This window comes from Sphaerisporangium sp. NPDC051017, assembly GCF_040683095.1.
In the GTDB taxonomy this organism is placed as follows: domain Bacteria; phylum Actinomycetota; class Actinomycetes; order Streptosporangiales; family Streptosporangiaceae; genus Sphaerisporangium.
This window is the reverse complement of the sequence record NZ_JBFBCI010000041.1, coordinates 29835-46786: the sequence shown is the minus strand read 5'-3', so window position 1 is coordinate 46786 and position 16952 is coordinate 29835. Positions and strand designations below refer to the sequence as shown.

The 16952-nt window shown below is 70.3% G+C and carries 15 protein-coding genes, 1 tRNA gene and 1 pseudogene; 11 read left to right on the top strand and 6 right to left on the bottom strand.

The window, feature by feature from the left end:
• Positions 1–57: 57 nt before the first annotated feature.
• The 8 genes and pseudogenes from AB0M95_RS27575 to AB0M95_RS27540 all read left to right on the top strand — a co-directional run bounded on the left by AB0M95_RS27575 (position 58) and on the right by AB0M95_RS27540 (position 5600).
• Complete coding sequence (locus tag AB0M95_RS27575; RefSeq protein ID WP_363770386.1) at positions 58–288, top strand: hypothetical protein; 231 nt, start codon at positions 58–60, stop codon at positions 286–288.
• A 23-nt stretch (positions 289–311) separates the two neighbouring features.
• Positions 312–725 (top strand): annotated as a pseudogene (locus AB0M95_RS27570) (DNA cytosine methyltransferase); the annotation flags it as partial.
• A gap of 633 nt (positions 726–1358) precedes the next feature.
• Complete coding sequence (locus tag AB0M95_RS27565) at positions 1359–1517, top strand: hypothetical protein (protein WP_363770527.1); 159 nt, start codon at positions 1359–1361, stop codon at positions 1515–1517.
• Positions 1514–1687, top strand: coding sequence for a hypothetical protein (locus AB0M95_RS27560; protein ID WP_363770383.1), 174 nt, complete (start codon positions 1514–1516; stop codon positions 1685–1687). The genes AB0M95_RS27565 and AB0M95_RS27560 overlap by 4 nt, the downstream gene beginning before the upstream one ends.
• On the top strand, positions 1674–2582 hold the full coding sequence (locus tag AB0M95_RS27555) for a bifunctional DNA primase/polymerase (RefSeq protein WP_363770380.1): 909 nt from the start codon (positions 1674–1676) through the stop codon (positions 2580–2582). Before AB0M95_RS27560 ends, AB0M95_RS27555 begins: the two co-directional genes overlap by 14 nt.
• Positions 2583–2614: 32 nt before the next feature.
• Entirely contained in the window at positions 2615–3814 is a 1200-nt protein-coding gene (locus tag AB0M95_RS27550; protein WP_363770377.1) for a DUF3631 domain-containing protein, read from the top strand.
• A gap of 172 nt (positions 3815–3986) precedes the next feature.
• Positions 3987–4220, top strand: coding sequence for a helix-turn-helix domain-containing protein (locus AB0M95_RS27545; RefSeq protein ID WP_363770374.1), 234 nt, complete (start codon positions 3987–3989; stop codon positions 4218–4220).
• Positions 4221–5600, top strand: coding sequence for a site-specific integrase (locus AB0M95_RS27540; RefSeq protein WP_363770371.1), 1380 nt, complete (start codon positions 4221–4223; stop codon positions 5598–5600).
• 200 nt (positions 5601–5800) lie between these two features.
• Here the strand turns inward: AB0M95_RS27540 and AB0M95_RS27535 are convergent.
• Positions 5801–5875: transfer RNA gene (locus AB0M95_RS27535), tRNA-Arg, on the bottom strand.
• Positions 5876–6147: 272 nt separating this feature from the next.
• Positions 6148–6675, bottom strand: a complete 528-nt coding sequence (locus tag AB0M95_RS27530; protein WP_363770368.1) for an NlpC/P60 family protein — start codon at positions 6673–6675, stop codon at positions 6148–6150.
• An 889-nt stretch (positions 6676–7564) separates the two neighbouring features.
• On the opposite strand from AB0M95_RS27530, the gene AB0M95_RS27525 reads away from it, so the two are divergent.
• Together AB0M95_RS27525 and AB0M95_RS27520 are read left to right on the top strand one after the other, a co-directional pair.
• A complete protein-coding gene (locus tag AB0M95_RS27525; protein ID WP_363770365.1) occupies positions 7565–8110 on the top strand; it encodes a hypothetical protein in 546 nt (181 codons plus the stop codon).
• A 243-nt stretch (positions 8111–8353) separates the two neighbouring features.
• On the top strand, positions 8354–8752 hold the full coding sequence (locus AB0M95_RS27520) for a response regulator (RefSeq protein ID WP_358516242.1): 399 nt from the start codon (positions 8354–8356) through the stop codon (positions 8750–8752).
• Positions 8753–8818: 66 nt separating this feature from the next.
• Here AB0M95_RS27520 and AB0M95_RS27515 read toward each other — a convergent pair whose 3' ends face one another.
• The 3 genes from AB0M95_RS27515 to AB0M95_RS27505 form a co-directional block, all read right to left on the bottom strand.
• Complete coding sequence (locus tag AB0M95_RS27515) at positions 8819–9337, bottom strand: YbhB/YbcL family Raf kinase inhibitor-like protein (protein WP_363770362.1); 519 nt, start codon at positions 9335–9337, stop codon at positions 8819–8821.
• 118 nt (positions 9338–9455) lie between these two features.
• Positions 9456–10862 carry a glycoside hydrolase family 16 protein gene (locus AB0M95_RS27510; RefSeq protein ID WP_358516248.1) on the bottom strand — a complete coding sequence of 469 codons (1407 nt, stop codon included), beginning with the start codon at positions 10860–10862 and terminating at the stop codon, positions 9456–9458.
• A 135-nt stretch (positions 10863–10997) separates the two neighbouring features.
• Positions 10998–13847, bottom strand: coding sequence for a glycosyl hydrolase (locus tag AB0M95_RS27505; protein ID WP_363770359.1), 2850 nt, complete (start codon positions 13845–13847; stop codon positions 10998–11000).
• Positions 13848–14711: 864 nt separating this feature from the next.
• Here AB0M95_RS27505 and AB0M95_RS27500 point away from each other — a divergent pair.
• The gene (locus AB0M95_RS27500) at positions 14712–15707 is read left to right on the top strand and encodes a LacI family DNA-binding transcriptional regulator (RefSeq protein ID WP_363770356.1); all 996 of its coding nucleotides are present in this window, start codon (positions 14712–14714) and stop codon (positions 15705–15707) included.
• A 17-nt stretch (positions 15708–15724) separates the two neighbouring features.
• Here the strand turns inward: AB0M95_RS27500 and AB0M95_RS27495 are convergent, their stop codons facing one another.
• The gene (locus tag AB0M95_RS27495) at positions 15725–16942 is read right to left on the bottom strand and encodes a hypothetical protein (RefSeq protein ID WP_363770353.1); all 1218 of its coding nucleotides are present in this window, start codon (positions 16940–16942) and stop codon (positions 15725–15727) included.
• Positions 16943–16952: the final 10 nt, after the last annotated feature.

Here is a 16952-nt window from a genome sequence, read left to right as displayed (position 1 = left end):
CCGCGCCGGTGCCCGCCTGCTCAACGTCCGCTGAACCCCCGAAGGAGACCGACCATCATGACCGGCCTGTCCGACTGGATCACCCGCATCATCCACGGCCCCGGCGGCCTGGATGACTACCTCGACCACGACCCCATGCCCGACCCCCAGACCGGCGCCGTGGAATGGGCCCTGCGCTGCCTGGCCAACCCCGACAACGAAGGATCGGCCGAGGTGCTCGCCGCGATCATCGCCCGCCGCGCCGCCCTCTCCTTCACCGCGCCCGGCCGCTCCCAGGGCACCGCGTGAACACGCCCCTGACCTCCGGTTCGATGTGCAGCGGATACGGCGGGCTGGACCTGGCCGTATCCGCTGCACTCGGCGCCCGCCCGGCCTGGGTCGCCGACAACGACCCCGGCGCCGCCCGGATCCTGTCCCACCGGTACCCGGAGGTGCCCAACCTCGGCGACCTCACCGCCATCGACTGGCACCAGGTCCAGCCCGTGGACGTCATCACCGCCGGATTCCCCTGCCAAGACCTCAGCTACGCCGGCCGCGGAGCAGGCATCAAAGAAGGAACCCGCAGTGGACTATGGAAGACCATCGCCCACGCCGTGGGCGTACTACGACCCCGCCTGCTCGTGCTTGAGAACGTGGCAGCGATCGTTGCTCGACGACCAGGGCTCGACGTCGTCGCGTCTGACCTTGCCGCGCTCGGGTTCGATGCGCAATGGACATGTCTACGAGCGTCCGACATCGGCGCCCCGCACCGGCGCGAACGCTGGTTCTGCCTGGCCTGGCCTGCCGACACCGGCGGCCCGCGACTGGAAGGGGCACGGCTACCACGGGCAGCTACCGAACGCGGTCGAGCTGCTGCCGACCCCGACGACCAGCGAGGGCACCGGAACCGGACACGCAGCCCAAGGCGGCATGAACCTGCGCCACACGGTTTCCCTGCTGCCCACCCCGCGGGCATCGGAACGGGAGAACCGGCAGACCCGCCGCTCACCCTCCCAGGAAGCGGGCACGCACGGCCTGTGCCTGGCCGCCGAGGTGGCATCCCTGCTGCCGACCCCCAAGGCCAACGACTCCAAGGCCACCAGGACGTCACGACGGGCCAAGGAACTGTACGGCTCAGGGCCGACCATGACCGACGCGGTCAGCCTGCTACCGACCCCACGGGCGACCGACGGAACCAAGGGCGGGCCGAACCAGCGGGGCAGTTCGGGGGATCTGACGATGCCCTCGACGGCGGCCCGGCTGTCGAGTGGGGAGCCTACGAGCCCGCCATCCGGCGCTGGGAAGCCCTCACCGGCCGCCCCGCACCCCGGCCAACTGACCATCGAGGACGCCTAGCCCCCGCGTTCGTCGAGTGGGTCATGGGCCTGCCCGCCGGATGGGTCACCGACGTCCCCGGACTGACCCGCAACCAGATGCTTCACGCCCTGGGCAACGGCGTCGTCCCGCAACAGGCCACCGCCGCACTCCTCGACCTGGCCCCCGCCCACCTTGCCCCCTGCGGAAGGGACGCCGCGTGATCGGCCGCACCTACCTCGAACGCGGCAAACCCGTCGTGGTCCTCATCCGCTGGGGACCCGGCGGCGGCCCCCGCAACGTCCTGATCCAACGCGCCGACGGCACCAAGGTCGTGCGCCCCTTCCGCGGCCTACGCCGCCCCAAGGAGGACACCAGCGATGCCACCGACTGACCTCACCAGCTACGCCCTCGCGAGCGCCCGCCGCGGCTGGCACGTCTTCCCCCTCGCCCCCCGCGACAAGGTCCCACCCCGCGGATTCGACTCCTGGGAGGACCGCGCCACCACCGACCCCGCAACCATCCGCCGCTGGTGGACACGAGCCCCGTTCAACATCGGCATCGCGTGCGGGCCCTCCCGGCTGGTGGTGCTGGACCTGGACACCCCAAAGGAAGGGGCTACGCCCCCGCCTTCCTTCGACCTGCCGGGCGTCACCACCGGCGCCGACGTCCTAGCGCTGGTCTGCGAGCGCGCCGGACAGCCGTACCCACCCCTGGAGACCTTCCAGGTCCGCACCCGCCGCGGCGGAACCCACCAGTACTACACCGCCCCTGCCGACGGCCCCGAACTGCGCAACACCGAGAGCGACAAGGGCAACGGGCTCGGATGGCTGATCGACACCCGCGCCACCGGCGGCTACGTCGTCGGCCCCGGCAGCTTCGTGGACCTGCCCGACGGCACCGGCCCCTACGAGGTCATCTACAACGCCGCCCCCGCCCCGCTTCCCCCCTGGCTGTCCAAGCGTCTTATCCCCCCGCCCCGTCAAAAGGCCGAACCGGTGCAACTCGCCCTGACCAACGACCGGCGCGGCGCGTTCCTGCGCGCCGCCATCACCGGCGAACTCGACCGCATCGCCGCCGCCCCCACCGGACAGCGCAACATGACCCTCTACCTCGCCGCCACCGCCCTAGGCCAGCTCGTGGCGGGCAGCGCGCTGGATGAGCACGAGGTCAAAGAGCTGCTTGGACAAGGAGGGGTGGACGCCGGACTCACCGCGTCCGAGACCCGCGCCACCATCGCATCCGGGCTCAAGAACGGCGCCCGCCGCCCCCGCACCATCGCCGCGTGACCCGCCCCGCATCCCACCCTGGAGAACCCGACATGACCACACCCCAACCCGCCGCAAGCCGCGGCGCGGCCCTGCTGGACGCCCTACGCGACGCGCTCACCCGATACGTGATCCTGCCGACCCCCGAAGCCGCCGACGCGGTCACGCTGTGGATCGCAGCCACCCACGCCCAACCCGCATGGGCGCACGCTCCGCGGCTGGTCATCCGCGCCCCGGAGAAGCGGTGCGGAAAGTCCCGGCTGCTCGACGTCGTAGAGGCCACATGCCACGACCCGTTCATCACCGTCAATTCCTCATCCGCCGCCGTCTACCGATCCATCTCCGACGACCCGCCGACCATGCTCGTGGACGAAGCAGACACCATCTTCGGCCCCAAAGCCGACGGCAACGAAGACCTACGCGGACTGCTCAACGCCGGACACCAGCGCAACCGCCCCGCCAAGAGGTACGACGCCAACACCTGCCGAGTCGAGTCCATCCCCACCTTCGCCATGGCCGCGCTCGCCGGCATCGGCGCCATGCCCGACACGATCGAAGACCGCGCCGTCGTGGTTCGGATGCGCCGCCGCGGCCCCGGCGAAACCGTCGCCCCCTACCGCCACCGCCGCGACCGCCCCGCCCTCCGCCAGCTCGCCGCCGACCTGTCCGCGTGGCTACGCGCCGACCTGGCCACCCTGGAACACGCCGAACCACCTATGCCCGTGGAAGACCGCGCCGCCGACACCTGGGAACCCCTCGTGGTCGTCGCCGACCACGCTGGCGGCGACTGGCCCGACCGCGCCCGCGACGCCGTCACCGCCCTGACCGCCGAAGCCGACGACAACAGCGAGACCTCCAACCGCGTCCGCCTGCTCACCGACTGCCGCACCGCATTCGGCGCCGACCCCGCCCTACCAACCGCCGTCCTACTCGACCGGCTCAAAGCCGATCCGGAAGCCCCGTGGGTCGACTTCGGACCCAACGGGCTCACGGCCATGAAGCTGGGCGTCATCCTGCGCGAGTACGACATCCGATCGGCCAACATCCGCTTCACCGACGGCACCCAGGCCAAGGGCTACCAGCGCGCCGACTTCACCGACGCCTGGGCACGCTACTGCCCGCCCCCGGCGACAACCCCGCCGACCAGCAAGAACGCGGATATTCCGCTGTTTGAGGGGGGTAGCCGTCCCAGCCGTCCCAGCCTTGTTATCGCAGGTCAGCGCGGGACGGCTTCCGATCGTGGGACGGCTTAGCCGTCCCACCCGCGCGGTGCCCTGGGACGGCTTAGCCGTCCCACAAAAGCAAGCCGTCCCAGCCTGACCAGCGGAAATGACCCTGGGACGGCTGGGACGGCTACCCCCCTCAAAAGTGACGCTCTCCCAATGACGACCCGTCAACCACGCCCCGGAAGGACGCACGCGAGCCATGGCCATCGCAACCAGACGCATCGCGCCCCGTGTCGCCGACCAACGCGAAAAGTGGATCACCGTCCCTGAGGTACTGGCCGAACTCGGCATCGCTCGCCGAACGTGGCAACGCTGGCGGGCTCTCGGCAAAACGCCGGAATGCAGCCGACTCCCTAACGGAGAGCTGCGCATGAAGCTCCGCGATTTCCAATCCTGGATGGAATCCCTGGCAGAAACAAGAAAGGCGAGCTGATTGAAGAGCTACAAGGTTCGCATCTGGAAGATCTCCACCAAAAAGACCGGCAAGCGGCCCCACATGGTCCGGTGGGTGGTCGAGGAGAAGGTATTTTCCGACCACTTCGCCACATGGGAACTCGCCGACAGCTACAGATCGGACCTGAAAAGGGCCGCCCAGAATGGGGAGGCATTCGACACCGAGACAGGGCTTCCCGATTCCAAGGCCCGCACGCAAAACACCATGAGCTGGTACGCCCACGCCTGCGAATACGTCGATGCCCGTTGGTCCAAGGTTTCGGGCAGACAGCGTCTTTCGATAGCAGAGACTCTCGTGGCCGTGACACCCGTCCTCGTACGAGACCAGCGAAGCACCCCTGACCCCGCAGTGCTGCGGACCGCGCTCTACCGCTGGGCCTTCAACAAGCAGAATCGGGACACGGATAAACCCGACGATATCGCCGATGCTCTCAAGTGGATCGCTAAGGCGTCCCTACCGGTCACCGAGGTAGCCGAATACGATCACATTACGGCCGCTCTCGATGCCTGCGCGAGCAAGCTTGACGGCACCGCCGCGGCCCCCGGCTACTACAGCCGCCGACGCCGAGTGCTTTACAACGTGCTCCGCTACGCCGTGTCCAAGAAGCGACTCACCAAGAACCCGCTCAGCGAAGAAATCGACTGGAAAGCACCGGAAACAGAGGTCTGTGAGGAAGTTGACCCGGCCGCGGTCGCCTCACCGGGGCAAGTCCGGGAACTACTCACCGCGGTCAGCTATTCCGGATGGCGACGCGGGGAACGGCTCGTGGCATTTTTCGCCTGCATGTACTACGCCATGATGCGCCCCAGCGAAGTCATAGCCCTACGCCAAGACGACTGCACCCTTCCCGAGAAAGGATGGGGAAAACTCATGCTCGGCAACTCCACACCGACCGTCGGCACGGAATGGACCGACACCGGGCAAGCCCACGAGTACCGCGGGCTCAAGGGCCGCCCCCGCAAGGCCAAGAGAGCCGTACCCATTCCGCCCGAACTCGTGGCCATCCTGCGCGCCCACATCGCCCGCTACGGCATCGCCCCTGACGGGCGCCTGTTCCGGACCGAACGCGGCGGCATCGTCCACAAGTCCGGCTACGTACGTACCTGGAAGGTCGCCCGCACGCTCGCCCTCACGCCCGAGCAAGCCGCCTCCCAGCTCGCGCGGCGGCCGTACGACCTTCGGCACGCCGGAGTCTCCCTACGGCTCAACGCCGGCGTACCCGCGACCCAGGTCGCCCAATGGGCAGGCCACAGCGTCGAAGTCCTCCTGAAGATCTACGCCAAGTGCATCGATGGGCAAGACCACGTATGGCACGGCATGGTCGGCCGCGCGCTGGGCGAACCGGAAGGCGCCGAGTAGATCCGAGTCGCGATACCAGGGGGCTGGCCGTATGGCTGGCCCCCTCGCCATGTCCACACGCGACACGATCCAAGATCGGTACGCGCGTGGTACGTGATCATAGGCATTCGCTTGCTCACGGTGGCACACGCTGGCACACCCCATGAACGCAAAAGACCCGCGTTGCCGCAGGTCAGAATGCGTTTCGCAAGGTAGATCGCTGGTGCCCCCTGCAGGATTCGAACCTGCGCACCCGGCTCCGGAGGCCGGTGCTCTATCCCCTGAGCTAAGGGGGCTCAACGAGTGATAAGGCTACCAGCATCTGGAGGTCGTTCGTCACTTGGAATAGGGATCACGATCATGGTGGGTGGGCGTGGGTGGCCCGGGCGTGTCGGGCCGGGCGGCGCGGCGGCGCGGCGCGGGCGGGCGGGCGGCAGCCGAGGGCAGCGCGGCGGGCGGCGGCGCTCTCCGGTGGCCGCGTCGTGTTCGGCATGGGAGATGCGTGGCCGGGGTCGGCGGGTCGGCGCGAGCCCCGGCCATGATCGGGTTCGACGTTGAACCTGAGGGCTCAGGTGCTCGGACGGATAGCGGCTCGGACGCTCGGAGGGGTCGCGGCTCGGAGGCTAGGACGGGTAGTAGGTCGGACGCTCGGAGCATTCGCGGCTCGGACGCTCGGACGGATAGCGGCTCGGACGCTCGGAGGGGTGGCGGCTTGGATGCTCGGAGGGGTAGTAGGGCGGATGGCGCCTCGGTAGCGGGCTCGGTAGTAGGGCGAGTGGAGGAAGTCGACCTTGCGGACCACGTCGCCGGTCTTCGGGGCGTGGATCATCACGCCGTTCTTGAGGTAGATGCCCACGTGGGTCGGGTCGCCGGTGCCACCACCGAAGAAGACGAGGTCGCCCGGCCGGAGGCGCGAGATCGGGATCTTGGTGCCCCGGGCGAACTGGCTGCCGGTGTAATGCGGGAGGGAGACGCCGGCTCGGGCCCAGGCGTAGAGTGCCAGCCCCGAACAGTCGAAGCCGCCACGGGTCGCCCCCGACGCGGATCCGCCACCCCAGACGTAGGGCGTCCCAAGCTGCCGCAACGCGGTCGCCACAACGACCGTCCCCGCCGGTTTTCTACGCGCCTGGCCGGACGCGTGGCCGCGAGGACGTTTTAACGACTGCGACGAGCGAGCCCCGGTGTGCGGCCTCGATGCGGCTGATGCCTTGGACGGCCTCAAGCCGCCGGCGGCCTTGGACGTGCTGCTCGGAACCGACTCACCAGCCGACTTACCGACTGCCGTCGGCTCACCCGCTGGCGTCGGCTCACCCGCTGGCGTCGGCTCACCCGCTGGCGTCGGCTTACCGCCCGCGCTCGAGGTGTCGCCCGCCCTGGGGTTACCGGCTGCCCTGGGATTGCCGGCTGCCCTGGGTTTGCCGTCTGTGGCCAGGGCGCCTTCTGGGGTGAAGGTGCCCTCCGTGGTGATGGTGCCCTCCGTGGTGATGGTGCCCTTTGTGATCGGGCTCCCCAGTGGTGACGGTTTGCCAGAGGCGGAACCGCCGGATGGACGCGCTTCAGCGGCGCGGAGGACTGGCACTGCGGGGAGGTACGGCGCTGCTGAGAGGAGTCGGCCCGTCTGGAGGAGTTGCGCTAGCTCGGAGAGTTGCGATTGAGGTGCCTGCATTCCCGCCGAGGGTTGCGGTAGTCCGAGGATTCCTGGAGGGCTGGGTACGCGAGCCGGTTGGTGGACCTTGTGTACAGGATGGTCTTCATCGTCTTCGTCATGCTCGGCCGAGTGCTGTGGGCCGTGCATGAGAGTGGGAAGTGCCCAGGTGCGGGCGCCGGGTGTGCCGTGAGGGTCGATCTGGGGTGTGCGTGAGGGACGGCGGCGAGTCGTCTTCGACGGGCACGAGTCTGCCGCTGTTTCCGCCTCCGGCACGGTGAGCTCATCCGCCTCCGGCATGGCCGTGCGCGGCACGCCGGTCGGCACGTCCACCTCCGGCATGGTGAGCCAGGCGGACTCCGAGGTGGTGAGGCGAGTGGCTCCGGTCGCCGTGACACCGGCCGCGTCCGACGCGGTGAGGCTGGCGGTGTCCGGGACGGTGGAGCCGGCGGCCTTCGATGCGGTGAGACGGGCGGCCTTCGAGGTGGGGGCCGGCGCGGTGTTCGGAGACGATCGAGAGGCGTGGCCGGGGGGCCAGCGGAGGTGGGTGCAGCGGGTGAGCCGCGGGCCGGGGGTGACCTCGTTGGAACCTGGTGAAGTCTCCGTGGAAGCTGCTGAAAGAGCCGCCCCTGTGACGAGGACGGTGGTGACGAGCATCGTGATCACGGATGCCCTCCTTGGGCTCGATGAGGAATCGAGGCCCCAGGATCCGACGAGCGGGGTCCTCACCGCCGACCCGAATCTCGCTCTGTGGATTAATGGGATCGGCCACTTCGCCGACGGACTCACCGGCACCGCCCTGACCTGCAACAAAGACAGAGACAGGACAGTATCCGTGGTGGGGTTGTGGATAACTCGTCGCCTCGCACCTGGCGCGGGTGGCTGATCCGTCGTCTCAGGATCGTCATGGAGTTGGGCGATCGGGATTTCGTCGGAGCCGGTGTCGTTTCTGTACAAGACCCGGGTGGTCGTTCGCACCTGAACTCCCGGGCGCTGCCATCGTCATGGCGGAGTGGCGCGCGCCACAGCCGGCACGAGACGCCCCTCAGGCGCCAGACCGTATTGCAGGCGGGTGAGAAGTTCGGGGAAAGGGTCGCGTGGAGGCGGCTCAGGAGTTAGCCTCGCGCCCGTGGAAGAGCTTCTGGGACGCGTGCTGGTCGTGGACGACGACGAGGTGATTCGGCAGCTCATCGCCGTCAACCTCAATCTGGAGGGCTTCCAGGTCGAGACGGCGACCGACGGGCAGGACTGCCTTGATCGGGTGGGGGCGGTTCAGCCGGACGTCATCACGCTGGACGTGATGATGCCGCGGCTGGACGGCTGGATGACGGCCACCAAGCTGCGCGCCGACGAGCGGACCAGCCACATCAAGATCATGATGATCACGGCCCGCGCCCAGGAGGACGACAAGAAGCGCGGCCTCGCGATCGGCGTCGACGCCTACCTGACAAAGCCGTTCGACCCGGCCGAGTTGATCCAGGTCGTGAGAGATCTGGCCTTGTCCGCCCGCACGGGATCCGGCGGCTGAGCACCGCCCCGTCCGGCGACCGAGCGACGCGGTCCCCTGCGGCCGGAGCGCGCCGTGCGACGGCCCTCAGCGTGCGAACGTGCCGATGGTCTCCCCCGAGGCGATGGCCGCGTCCTTGATCCGCCGGTGGAGCGTCTGGGGATCGCCGGACGCCGTGACGGCCTCGGGCAGCGCGTACACGATGAAGTGGTAGTGGTGGACGCCGCTCGGCGGGCACGGTCCCTTGTACGCCGGATCGCCGCCGCTCCCCCGTGCCACCGTCCCGGGTGCCGTGCCCTCGTCGGCGCGGGTCGTGGTGGCGGGGATGCCGGTCACGATCCAGTGGATGTAGGAGCCGCCTGGCGCGTCCGGGTCGTCGACGACGATGGCCAGCTCGCGGGCGGACGAGGGTACCCCGCTCCAGGTGAGCGGGGGCGAGACGTCCTGGCCGCCTCGGGCCGCGCAGGCGTACTTCTTCGGGATCTCGGCGCCCTCGGCGAAGGCGGGGCTCGCGACCTTGAGACCGGACGCCGGCGTGGCCCCCTCGGCCGAGCAGCCGGCGAGCGTGATCGCCGCGGCGAGCACCAGAGCGTTTCCGATCTTCATATTCCCAGCATAACCAGGTCGCCTGCCCCGTCCGGGGAGTGCCGCGCCACGACACCCCGTCACGAGGAAAGGGCCCGCGCCTCTTGGGGGGTGGAGAGGCGCGGGCCGTGGGGAGGGGTCAGTTGCCGAAAGTGAACCAGTTGAGGTTGACGTAGTCGGCCGACTGCCCGCTGGAGAAGGTGATGTAGACGGTGTGCGTGCCGGTCACCCCGGCGATGTTGGCGGGGACGGTGCGCCAGCTCTGCCATCCGCCGGTGTCGCCGATGGCGAAGTCGCCGATGGGCGCGGCGCTGAGGCTGTCGAGCCGCACCTGGACGAGGCCGCTCGCGGCGCCCGCCCCCGACGCGACGCGCGCGACGAACTGGGTGGCCGGGGTGGACCCGAAGTTCACCCCGTCGTACCGGAGCCAGTCACCGTTGGCGATGTGGGAGACGTTGCTGCCGCCCCCGGCGTCGGTGGTGGCCTCGGTCTGGGTGCCGGACTGCGCCTGGTAGTTCTCGGCCTGGATGGTGGAGCGCGCGTCCACGCCACCGCCGGGCGGCGGCGAGGTGGGCGGGCCGGTGGGCCCGGTGCCGCTCTGCCAGACGGCGACGTAGTCGACGACCATCGGGCGGCCGGAGACGGTCGCCGCCGTCGGGGTCTGCCCGCCGAGCGCGTTGGGGAAGGCCCCGCCCATGGCGACGTTGAGCAGCAGGAAGTACCCGGCGTGGCCGGTCATGTTGTTCCAGGTGCCCGCGTCGACCTGGTTCTGGGTGACGCTGTGGAACTGCTGGCCGTCGACGTACCAGCGCAGGGCGTTGGGGGTGGAGGCGCGGTCCCATTCGAACCGATAGGTGTGGAACGCCGACTGGCAGGTGGATCCGGGGCACGGCCGGTTGGCGCCGAGGCCGGTGGTCTCGTTGCACGGCCCGCCGGGGCTGACGCCGCAGTGCAGCACGGCCCAGACGGAGTTGATGCCGTTGACGTTCTCCATGATGTCGAACTCGCCGATGCCCGGCCAGTTCCAGTAGTTACCCCGGTAGGGCGCGCCGAGGGCCCAGAAGGCGGGCCAGTAGCCGAGGGCGGCGTCGCCGGTGACGTTGGGCATCTGGATGCGGCCCTCGATACGCAGGACGCGCCCCGCGTCGGGCTTGAAGTCTGCGCGGCGGGTCTCGATGCGGGCGGACGTCCAGTTCTGGCCGCTGCCGATCGGGGTGATGCGCAGGTTGCCGGTGCCGTCGAGGCTGACGTTGGACGGGCTGGCGGTGTAGTTCTGGATCTCTCCCGTGCCCCAGTTGGCGGGGCCGCCCGGGTAGGCGTGCCCGGTGTCGATGATCCAGTTGGCGGACGACGGGAGGGTGCCGGCCGCGCCGTTGAAGTCGTCGCTCCAGACGAGGCTCCAGCCGCTCGGCGTGGGGGGCACGGCGGCGCCTGCGGGGTTCGTCACGGCGAGGGCGATGAGGGGCAGGATCGCGGCGCCGATGACGATCAGCAGTGCGCGGATTCGGGGGCGGCGCCTTTCGGTGGGTCGGGTCGGTGAGTCCATGCTCGTCCTCATATCTCGGGGTGGATCGCCTATGTGCCGGAGATCAGAGCGGACCGTGCCGGCCCGGACGGGCGTCCGGGCCGGGGCCGGGTACGGGCCGTGGCCGGCGGGAGGTCACGGCCCGTACGGTGTGTGTCAGCGGAAGGGAAGAGTGATCACCGAGCGGTTGCCGGTGCCGACCGAGGCCGGGTTGGTGCCGATCGCGCTCCACACCTCGACGCGCACGCGACCGTCGCGCAGATCACCGAGGGTGCCGGTCGCGGAGGACGGGCCCGTCCCCTGCGTGTAGTGCTCGAAGCCGGTGACCGGGTCGGTGGCGAAGTAGGGGTAGGTCTCGACGCGGTCGTAGGTGCCGTCTCCGGTGAGGTCGTAGGAGACGCGCACCTGGATGCCGTTGGCCACGGCGGCCCCCGAGTCGAGGAACAGGTCGAACGCCGTGGCGGCGCCGGTGTACGTCATGGTGAGGCCGCTCGCCGTGTAGGTCACGGGGTTGAACGGCGTGCCGTCGTGGTTGGTGCCGCCGGCCGAGGGGATGGTGTCGGCCCCGGTCGCCCCGGCGGTGGCGGCGAGCCCGCCGCCGGTCTGCAGGTAGCGGGTCGGCGAGCCCGGCGGGGGCGTGACGGTCGGCGTCGGTGTGGGGGTGACCGTCGGCGTGGGCGTCGGGGTCGGCGTGGGCTCGGTGCCTCCCGCGCTGGTCGCCGTCGAGCCGGCCGGGACGTTCAGCGTCCGTCCGTCCGAGAACCTGACGGTTCGGGGGGCGGTGCCGAAGTTGTGCGCGACGTAGGTGCGCGTCCCGTTCTGGTTGAAGACGGCGGCCGTCGGGGTGTCGGCCGTGACCGCCGGGTCGACGAGGCCGAGCCGGGCCAGGTTGTAGATCCAGTGGTACTCGTGCGCCTTGGAGTCCCCGGACTCGGGGGTGTAGTCGTTCCAGCCGGCGTCCCAGTTCGCCTTGGCGGCGGCGGGGTCGCCGAGCGCGCGGTACTCCCAGATGATGTCGCGCCATTCCACGGCGGGCCCGCCGTTGTTGGCCTCCATCTCGGCCAGCCCGGCGCGCACCTTGGCCGGGTAGAGGCCGTGGTACAAGGAGCCGGCGGTGATCGGCAGGTAGTTGATGCCGTGGATCTCCTCGGGGTTGCCGGTCCACCAGGTGCCGTACGCGGCGCCTTCGCCCCAGATCATGCCCGCGGTGTCGTGGCCGTAGTTCGGCGGGAAGACCACGCCGTCCACGTCGAACCAGTACTGGGCGATCGTGGCGCTCTGGGTGGTGTACAGGTAGATGCCGAGGTCGCGCAGCGCGGTGTCACCGGTGGCGGCGCCGAGCAGCAGGGCTCCGGCGGCGAAGTTCATCGCCTCCGACGACGACTCCTCGTTGTTCCCGGCGGCGAAGCCCTGGTGGCCCGAGGCCCAGCCGTTGCCCGCGTACGGGTCGAAGTTGCGCAGGAACGGGAAGCGCGCGTCGCCACGGTCCCAGTTGTTGGCGTCCCTGGCGAGCAGCTTGGCCATGCCGCCCCACTGGCCGTCGGCGGCCCACGCCTTGTCGTAGCGCGCGACGGTGGCGGCGGCCATCAGGTAGTAGCCGTAGTGGAAGTGGTGGTCGTTGACCTCGGTGTCGCTGCCGTAGGAGGCCGGGTAGCCGGTGAGGATGCCCCATGAGGCGTCGTAGCGGAACTGCTCGCCGCCCGCCGTGAACCAGCTCTGCAGCTTGGTCTTGAGCAGCTCGATCAGCTTGTCGCGCGTGGCGTTGTCGCCGAGCTGCTCGGCGATGGGCACGAGCTGGGCCAGCCGCCCGAGGGCCTTGCCCGCCCAGTAGGTATCGCCGGCGCCCTTGTACGGGTCGGCGGCGTTGGCCTCCTGGCGGACGAAGTCGAGCAGCCGGGCGCGGTCGTAGGCGCCGAGGTCGGGCAGCGAGGGCAGGACGCCGTGGAAGGTCTGCCGGGTGCTGAACGTGGCGCCCTCGCGCAGCTTCATCGTGCCGCGGGACGAGGCGTAGGTGTACGCGGTGAGCGCGTCGGTGGTGGCGAGCCACTGGTGCCGGTAGAGGGCGAGCAGCGTGCCGGTCTGCGTGCCCTCCTTGGCCGTGGTGGCGGCGGTGTAGGTGGTGGTCACCCGGGCGTTCGCCTCGTCGTAGGACCAGCTCACGGTGGTGCCGGTGACGAACGAGTAGGCGTACTTCGCGAACAGGTCGAGGGCGGCGCGGGAGGGCAGCGCGGCGACGGAGAAGTAGTTCTTGCCGCCGAGCGCGACGGTGGCGGTCGTCCCGTTGATCGCCCAGTCGGTGCCGGTCGGGGCGAACAGGGCGTAGTCGTGCCCGTTGACGGTCGCGCCGAGCACGTTGCCGCGGTCGGCCCAGATGGTGGGCGCGGCGACGAAGGCCACCTGGCCGTCGCCTCCCGTCGGGGTGGCGTAAACGTACGGCGAGCCGTGGCCGATCGTGGCGCGCAGCGTGCGCGCGCCGTCCGACCAGTAGGGGGTGACCGTCCAGTCGGACCAGCCGTCGACCTGGGTCCTCGGCGCGTTGAGGCCGGTCACGCCGAGGGTGAGGTCGCGGGCGTGGCTGTAGGCGTACTGCGTGGCCGAGCCGCCGGGCGTGGACGGGTAGCTGACCTCCAGCCCTCCCGCCACGGCGTGGAAGGCGAGGGGGTGTGCGTACATGTTCTCGGAATACGGATTGCCCGGGTACCTCTGGAAGGCCAGGGAGGACCACCAGTCGTTGGTCGGGACCTTGGCCGTGACGGCGGAGGTGACCTTGGGGGCGACCTGCGCGCCCGTGTTGTCGGCGGGGCCGGAGGCTCCGGCGGGCAGGTCGGTGGTGTAGCTGCCCGCGCCGACGGCGATCGTGGCGGCCTGGGCCGGCCCGGCGGTCACGGTGGTCAGAAGGCCGGCGAGGAGGGTGACGACGGCGAAGCCGGCGGTGCGGCGCCTGCGCGGGAGGCGGCCGGCGGCGGGACGGTTGGGCGTGGTGTCCGAGGAGACCTGGTTGATCATGCGGAGAGACTTTCGTCCTGGGGGGTGAACCGGCCCACGCCCGGGCGAGGGGGCGAAGACCGGCGGTGGTTCGTACGGCGGGCCTCGACACCGTTCAAGGCCCGCACGGCGGCGCGAACCGATTGTTCGCGGTGACGTAACGTGCGTGTAACGCTCTCAGCGCCGCTGACGCTATTTGCGTCAAGAGCCCCTGTCAACAGCGTGAAAATGTTTCTTGAAGATCACGAGAGCGCTCTCATCCTCCGCGACGGCACCGCTACGGGCAGGCGTCACACCAGTACCCTTTTCACCAGGCATGACAGCGGCAAAGCGGAGCGGAAAAGCCGCGAACAGCGCACGACGCACGAAGTCGGATCACTTTCCGTCACCGGCGGCCTCCAGGGCCCGCCCCGACCCCTTAGGGTTGTAGTCGGAGAGCGCTCTCCATCCAGCGGCCCGACCCGCCGGTCGAACGGCTATATTGGACTGGTGAAAAACATGATATGAGCACCGCCCAATTAGCCGTTTCCGCGGCCGTCACGACCCGCGCCCGGCGAACGCGGGCGGCGGGTACACACTTGGCGGCTCCTGGGCTTGTCCCGGAGCGCGACTGTAAGGCCCGGCGACCCCGCGTTACGTCCGGGCGGCGATCCGGCCCGACACGGGCCCGACACGGCCCGCCATGGGCGATCGTTTGGGCCCTACTGATAATTTCCAGTGGCACGATGGGGAGCGGCGGGTTTCGTTATCGTTCACTTCGGTCTCGAAACCCAGTGGCGGCTTCTCATATCGACAGATATCGACAGCGGCTGTGGCACCGGCCGACCATCCCGGGCGGCTGCCGCACCCACGACCTCCATCAGAGGAAAGACAGGGCTCTAGCGAATGAAACGACCAACCCTGGAGGCGGTCGCCGCACGCGCCGGCGTCTCCCGGGCGACCGTCTCGCGGGTCGTCAACGGCCAGTCGACTGTCACTCCGGAGATCCGGGAGACGGTGCTTCGCGCGGTGAGCGAACTGGGGTACGTCCCCAACTCCGCCGCCCGCAGCCTGGTCACCCAGCGCACCGACTCCATCGCGCTGGTCATCTCCGAGCCCGCAACGCGGGTCTTCTCCGACGACCGGCTGTTCTCGACGGTGATCCGCACGGTCAGCAGCGAGTTGGAGGCGGCCGACAAGCAGATCGTGCTGATGCTCGCGAGCGCCCCCCGCGGCCACGCGCGCGTGGAGCGTTACATTTCGGGCGGCCACGTCGACGGCGTGCTGCTGCTGTCCATGCACGGCGCCGACCCCCTGCCGGGCGCGCTGACCCGCATGGGTGTGCCGGTGGTGTCCTACGGCCGGCCGGCCGTGGCGGTCGAGATGCCCTACGTCGACAATGACAACGTTGGCGGCGCGTCGGCGGCCGTACGGCACCTGCTCGACAGCGGGAGGCGCCGGATCGCCACGATCGCGGGCCCGCAGGACATGATAGGAGGTCAGGACCGCCTGACCGGCTACCGCGAGGCCCTGCGCGACTCCGACCGCCGCTCGATCGTCGCCGTCGGCGACTTCACCCGCGCCTCGGGCATCTCCGCGATGCGCCAACTCCTGGAGGACGACCCCTCGCTCGACGCCGTGTTCGTCGCGAACGACGTCATGGCGATCGGCGCCCTGCAGGTGCTGCGCCAGGCCGGGCGCCGCGTCCCGGACGACGTCGCGGTCGTGGGCTTCGACGACATCGAGGCCGTGCGCTACACCGACCCGCCGCTGACGACCGTGCGGCATCCGATCCCCGAGCAGGCCACCGCGATGGTGCGGCTGCTGCTGACTCCCCCGCAGGATCGCGCGAGCGACCGCGTGATCCTGCCGAGCGAGCTGGTCGTCCGCGAGTCCGCCTGAGGGGCCGCCCGGGGGGGTCACGACCGGTGGCCGAGCGCCCCCGGGATGCGGTTCAGCACGCTGTACGGCACAAGCCCGTAGGCGTGGAAGTCCACGGCGTCGCCGCCGGCCGCCTTCACCGCGCGGACCTTCGCGGCCAGCCTGTCCTCGGAGTCGGTGTCGGGACGGCCCGGGCGCAGCACGACCCGCAGCTCGCGGTCGTTGCCCACCGAACGGCGGTACGCGCCGACGTCGTCGGCCACCCGCGCGGCGTCCCTGGCGTAGGCGAGCACGCCGAACGACGGGACGAGGTCGCCGAGCGCGACCAGGTCCACGCCGAGCTGCCAGGCGTCGTGCGCCGCGAGCCCCGCCGGGGGCAGCCCGTCGGCGTACCCCTTGACCTGGCCGGTGCCGTCCATGAAGGTCAGCCGCGAACCCTCGGCGGCCACGGCCGAGGAGACCTCGCTGACCAGGGAGGTCACGGTCTCGGAGCGGGCGCGGGCGTAGGCCACGGCCTCCGGGCCCGCGTAGGCGGTGAGCGCCGCCCGCGTCACCTCGCCCTGCGCGGGAGGGTCGCCCTCCAGCACGCCGCCGATGATCCTCGCGCACTCCTCGCGCGCGACCTCCGCCTTCACGCCGAGGTCGGCGGCGCGCCGCATGCACCACGAGCAGAAGCACAGCCCGAGCAGGAACTCGTCCATGGGGCCGAGGGGGACGTACGACCGGTCCTGCCGGTAGCCCTGGGCGAACGTCCCGAAATGCAGGGACTCGGCCACCACGCTACGCACGCCCTGGCGCGCCACGGCCCGCGCCAGCGCCACCGCGTACAGGCGGACGTCTGGCTGAGCCGGGCACAGCGCGGCCGGGGACCCGCGCCCGCCGAAGCAGTCCTGGACGGTCAGGTCGAGGTTGGCCAGGCCCAGCGTGACGTTCTGCAGGAAGACGGCCAGGCCGTGCAGGACCATGCCGTGGTCCTCGGCGGCCTCACGCAGCGCGGCGAGCGGCTCGGCCTCCGCCCCCGGCTGCACCGGCGGCGCCAGGCGCAGGTTCGCGAACAGATCGTCCGGGAGCGGGAAGTGGACTCCGTCGGAGCGCAGGGTCACCCGGGAAGCGCCGTGCGGGGTGACGTCGCGGGCCGCGTGGTAGGTGGCGGCCACCGTGACCTCGCGCACGCCGTACTCGGCGATCCTGCCGAGGACGCGGCGGGCGCCCTCGTCCCGCACGTCCTCGACGAAGACGTGAACCGAACCCTCCACCGCTGCCGAG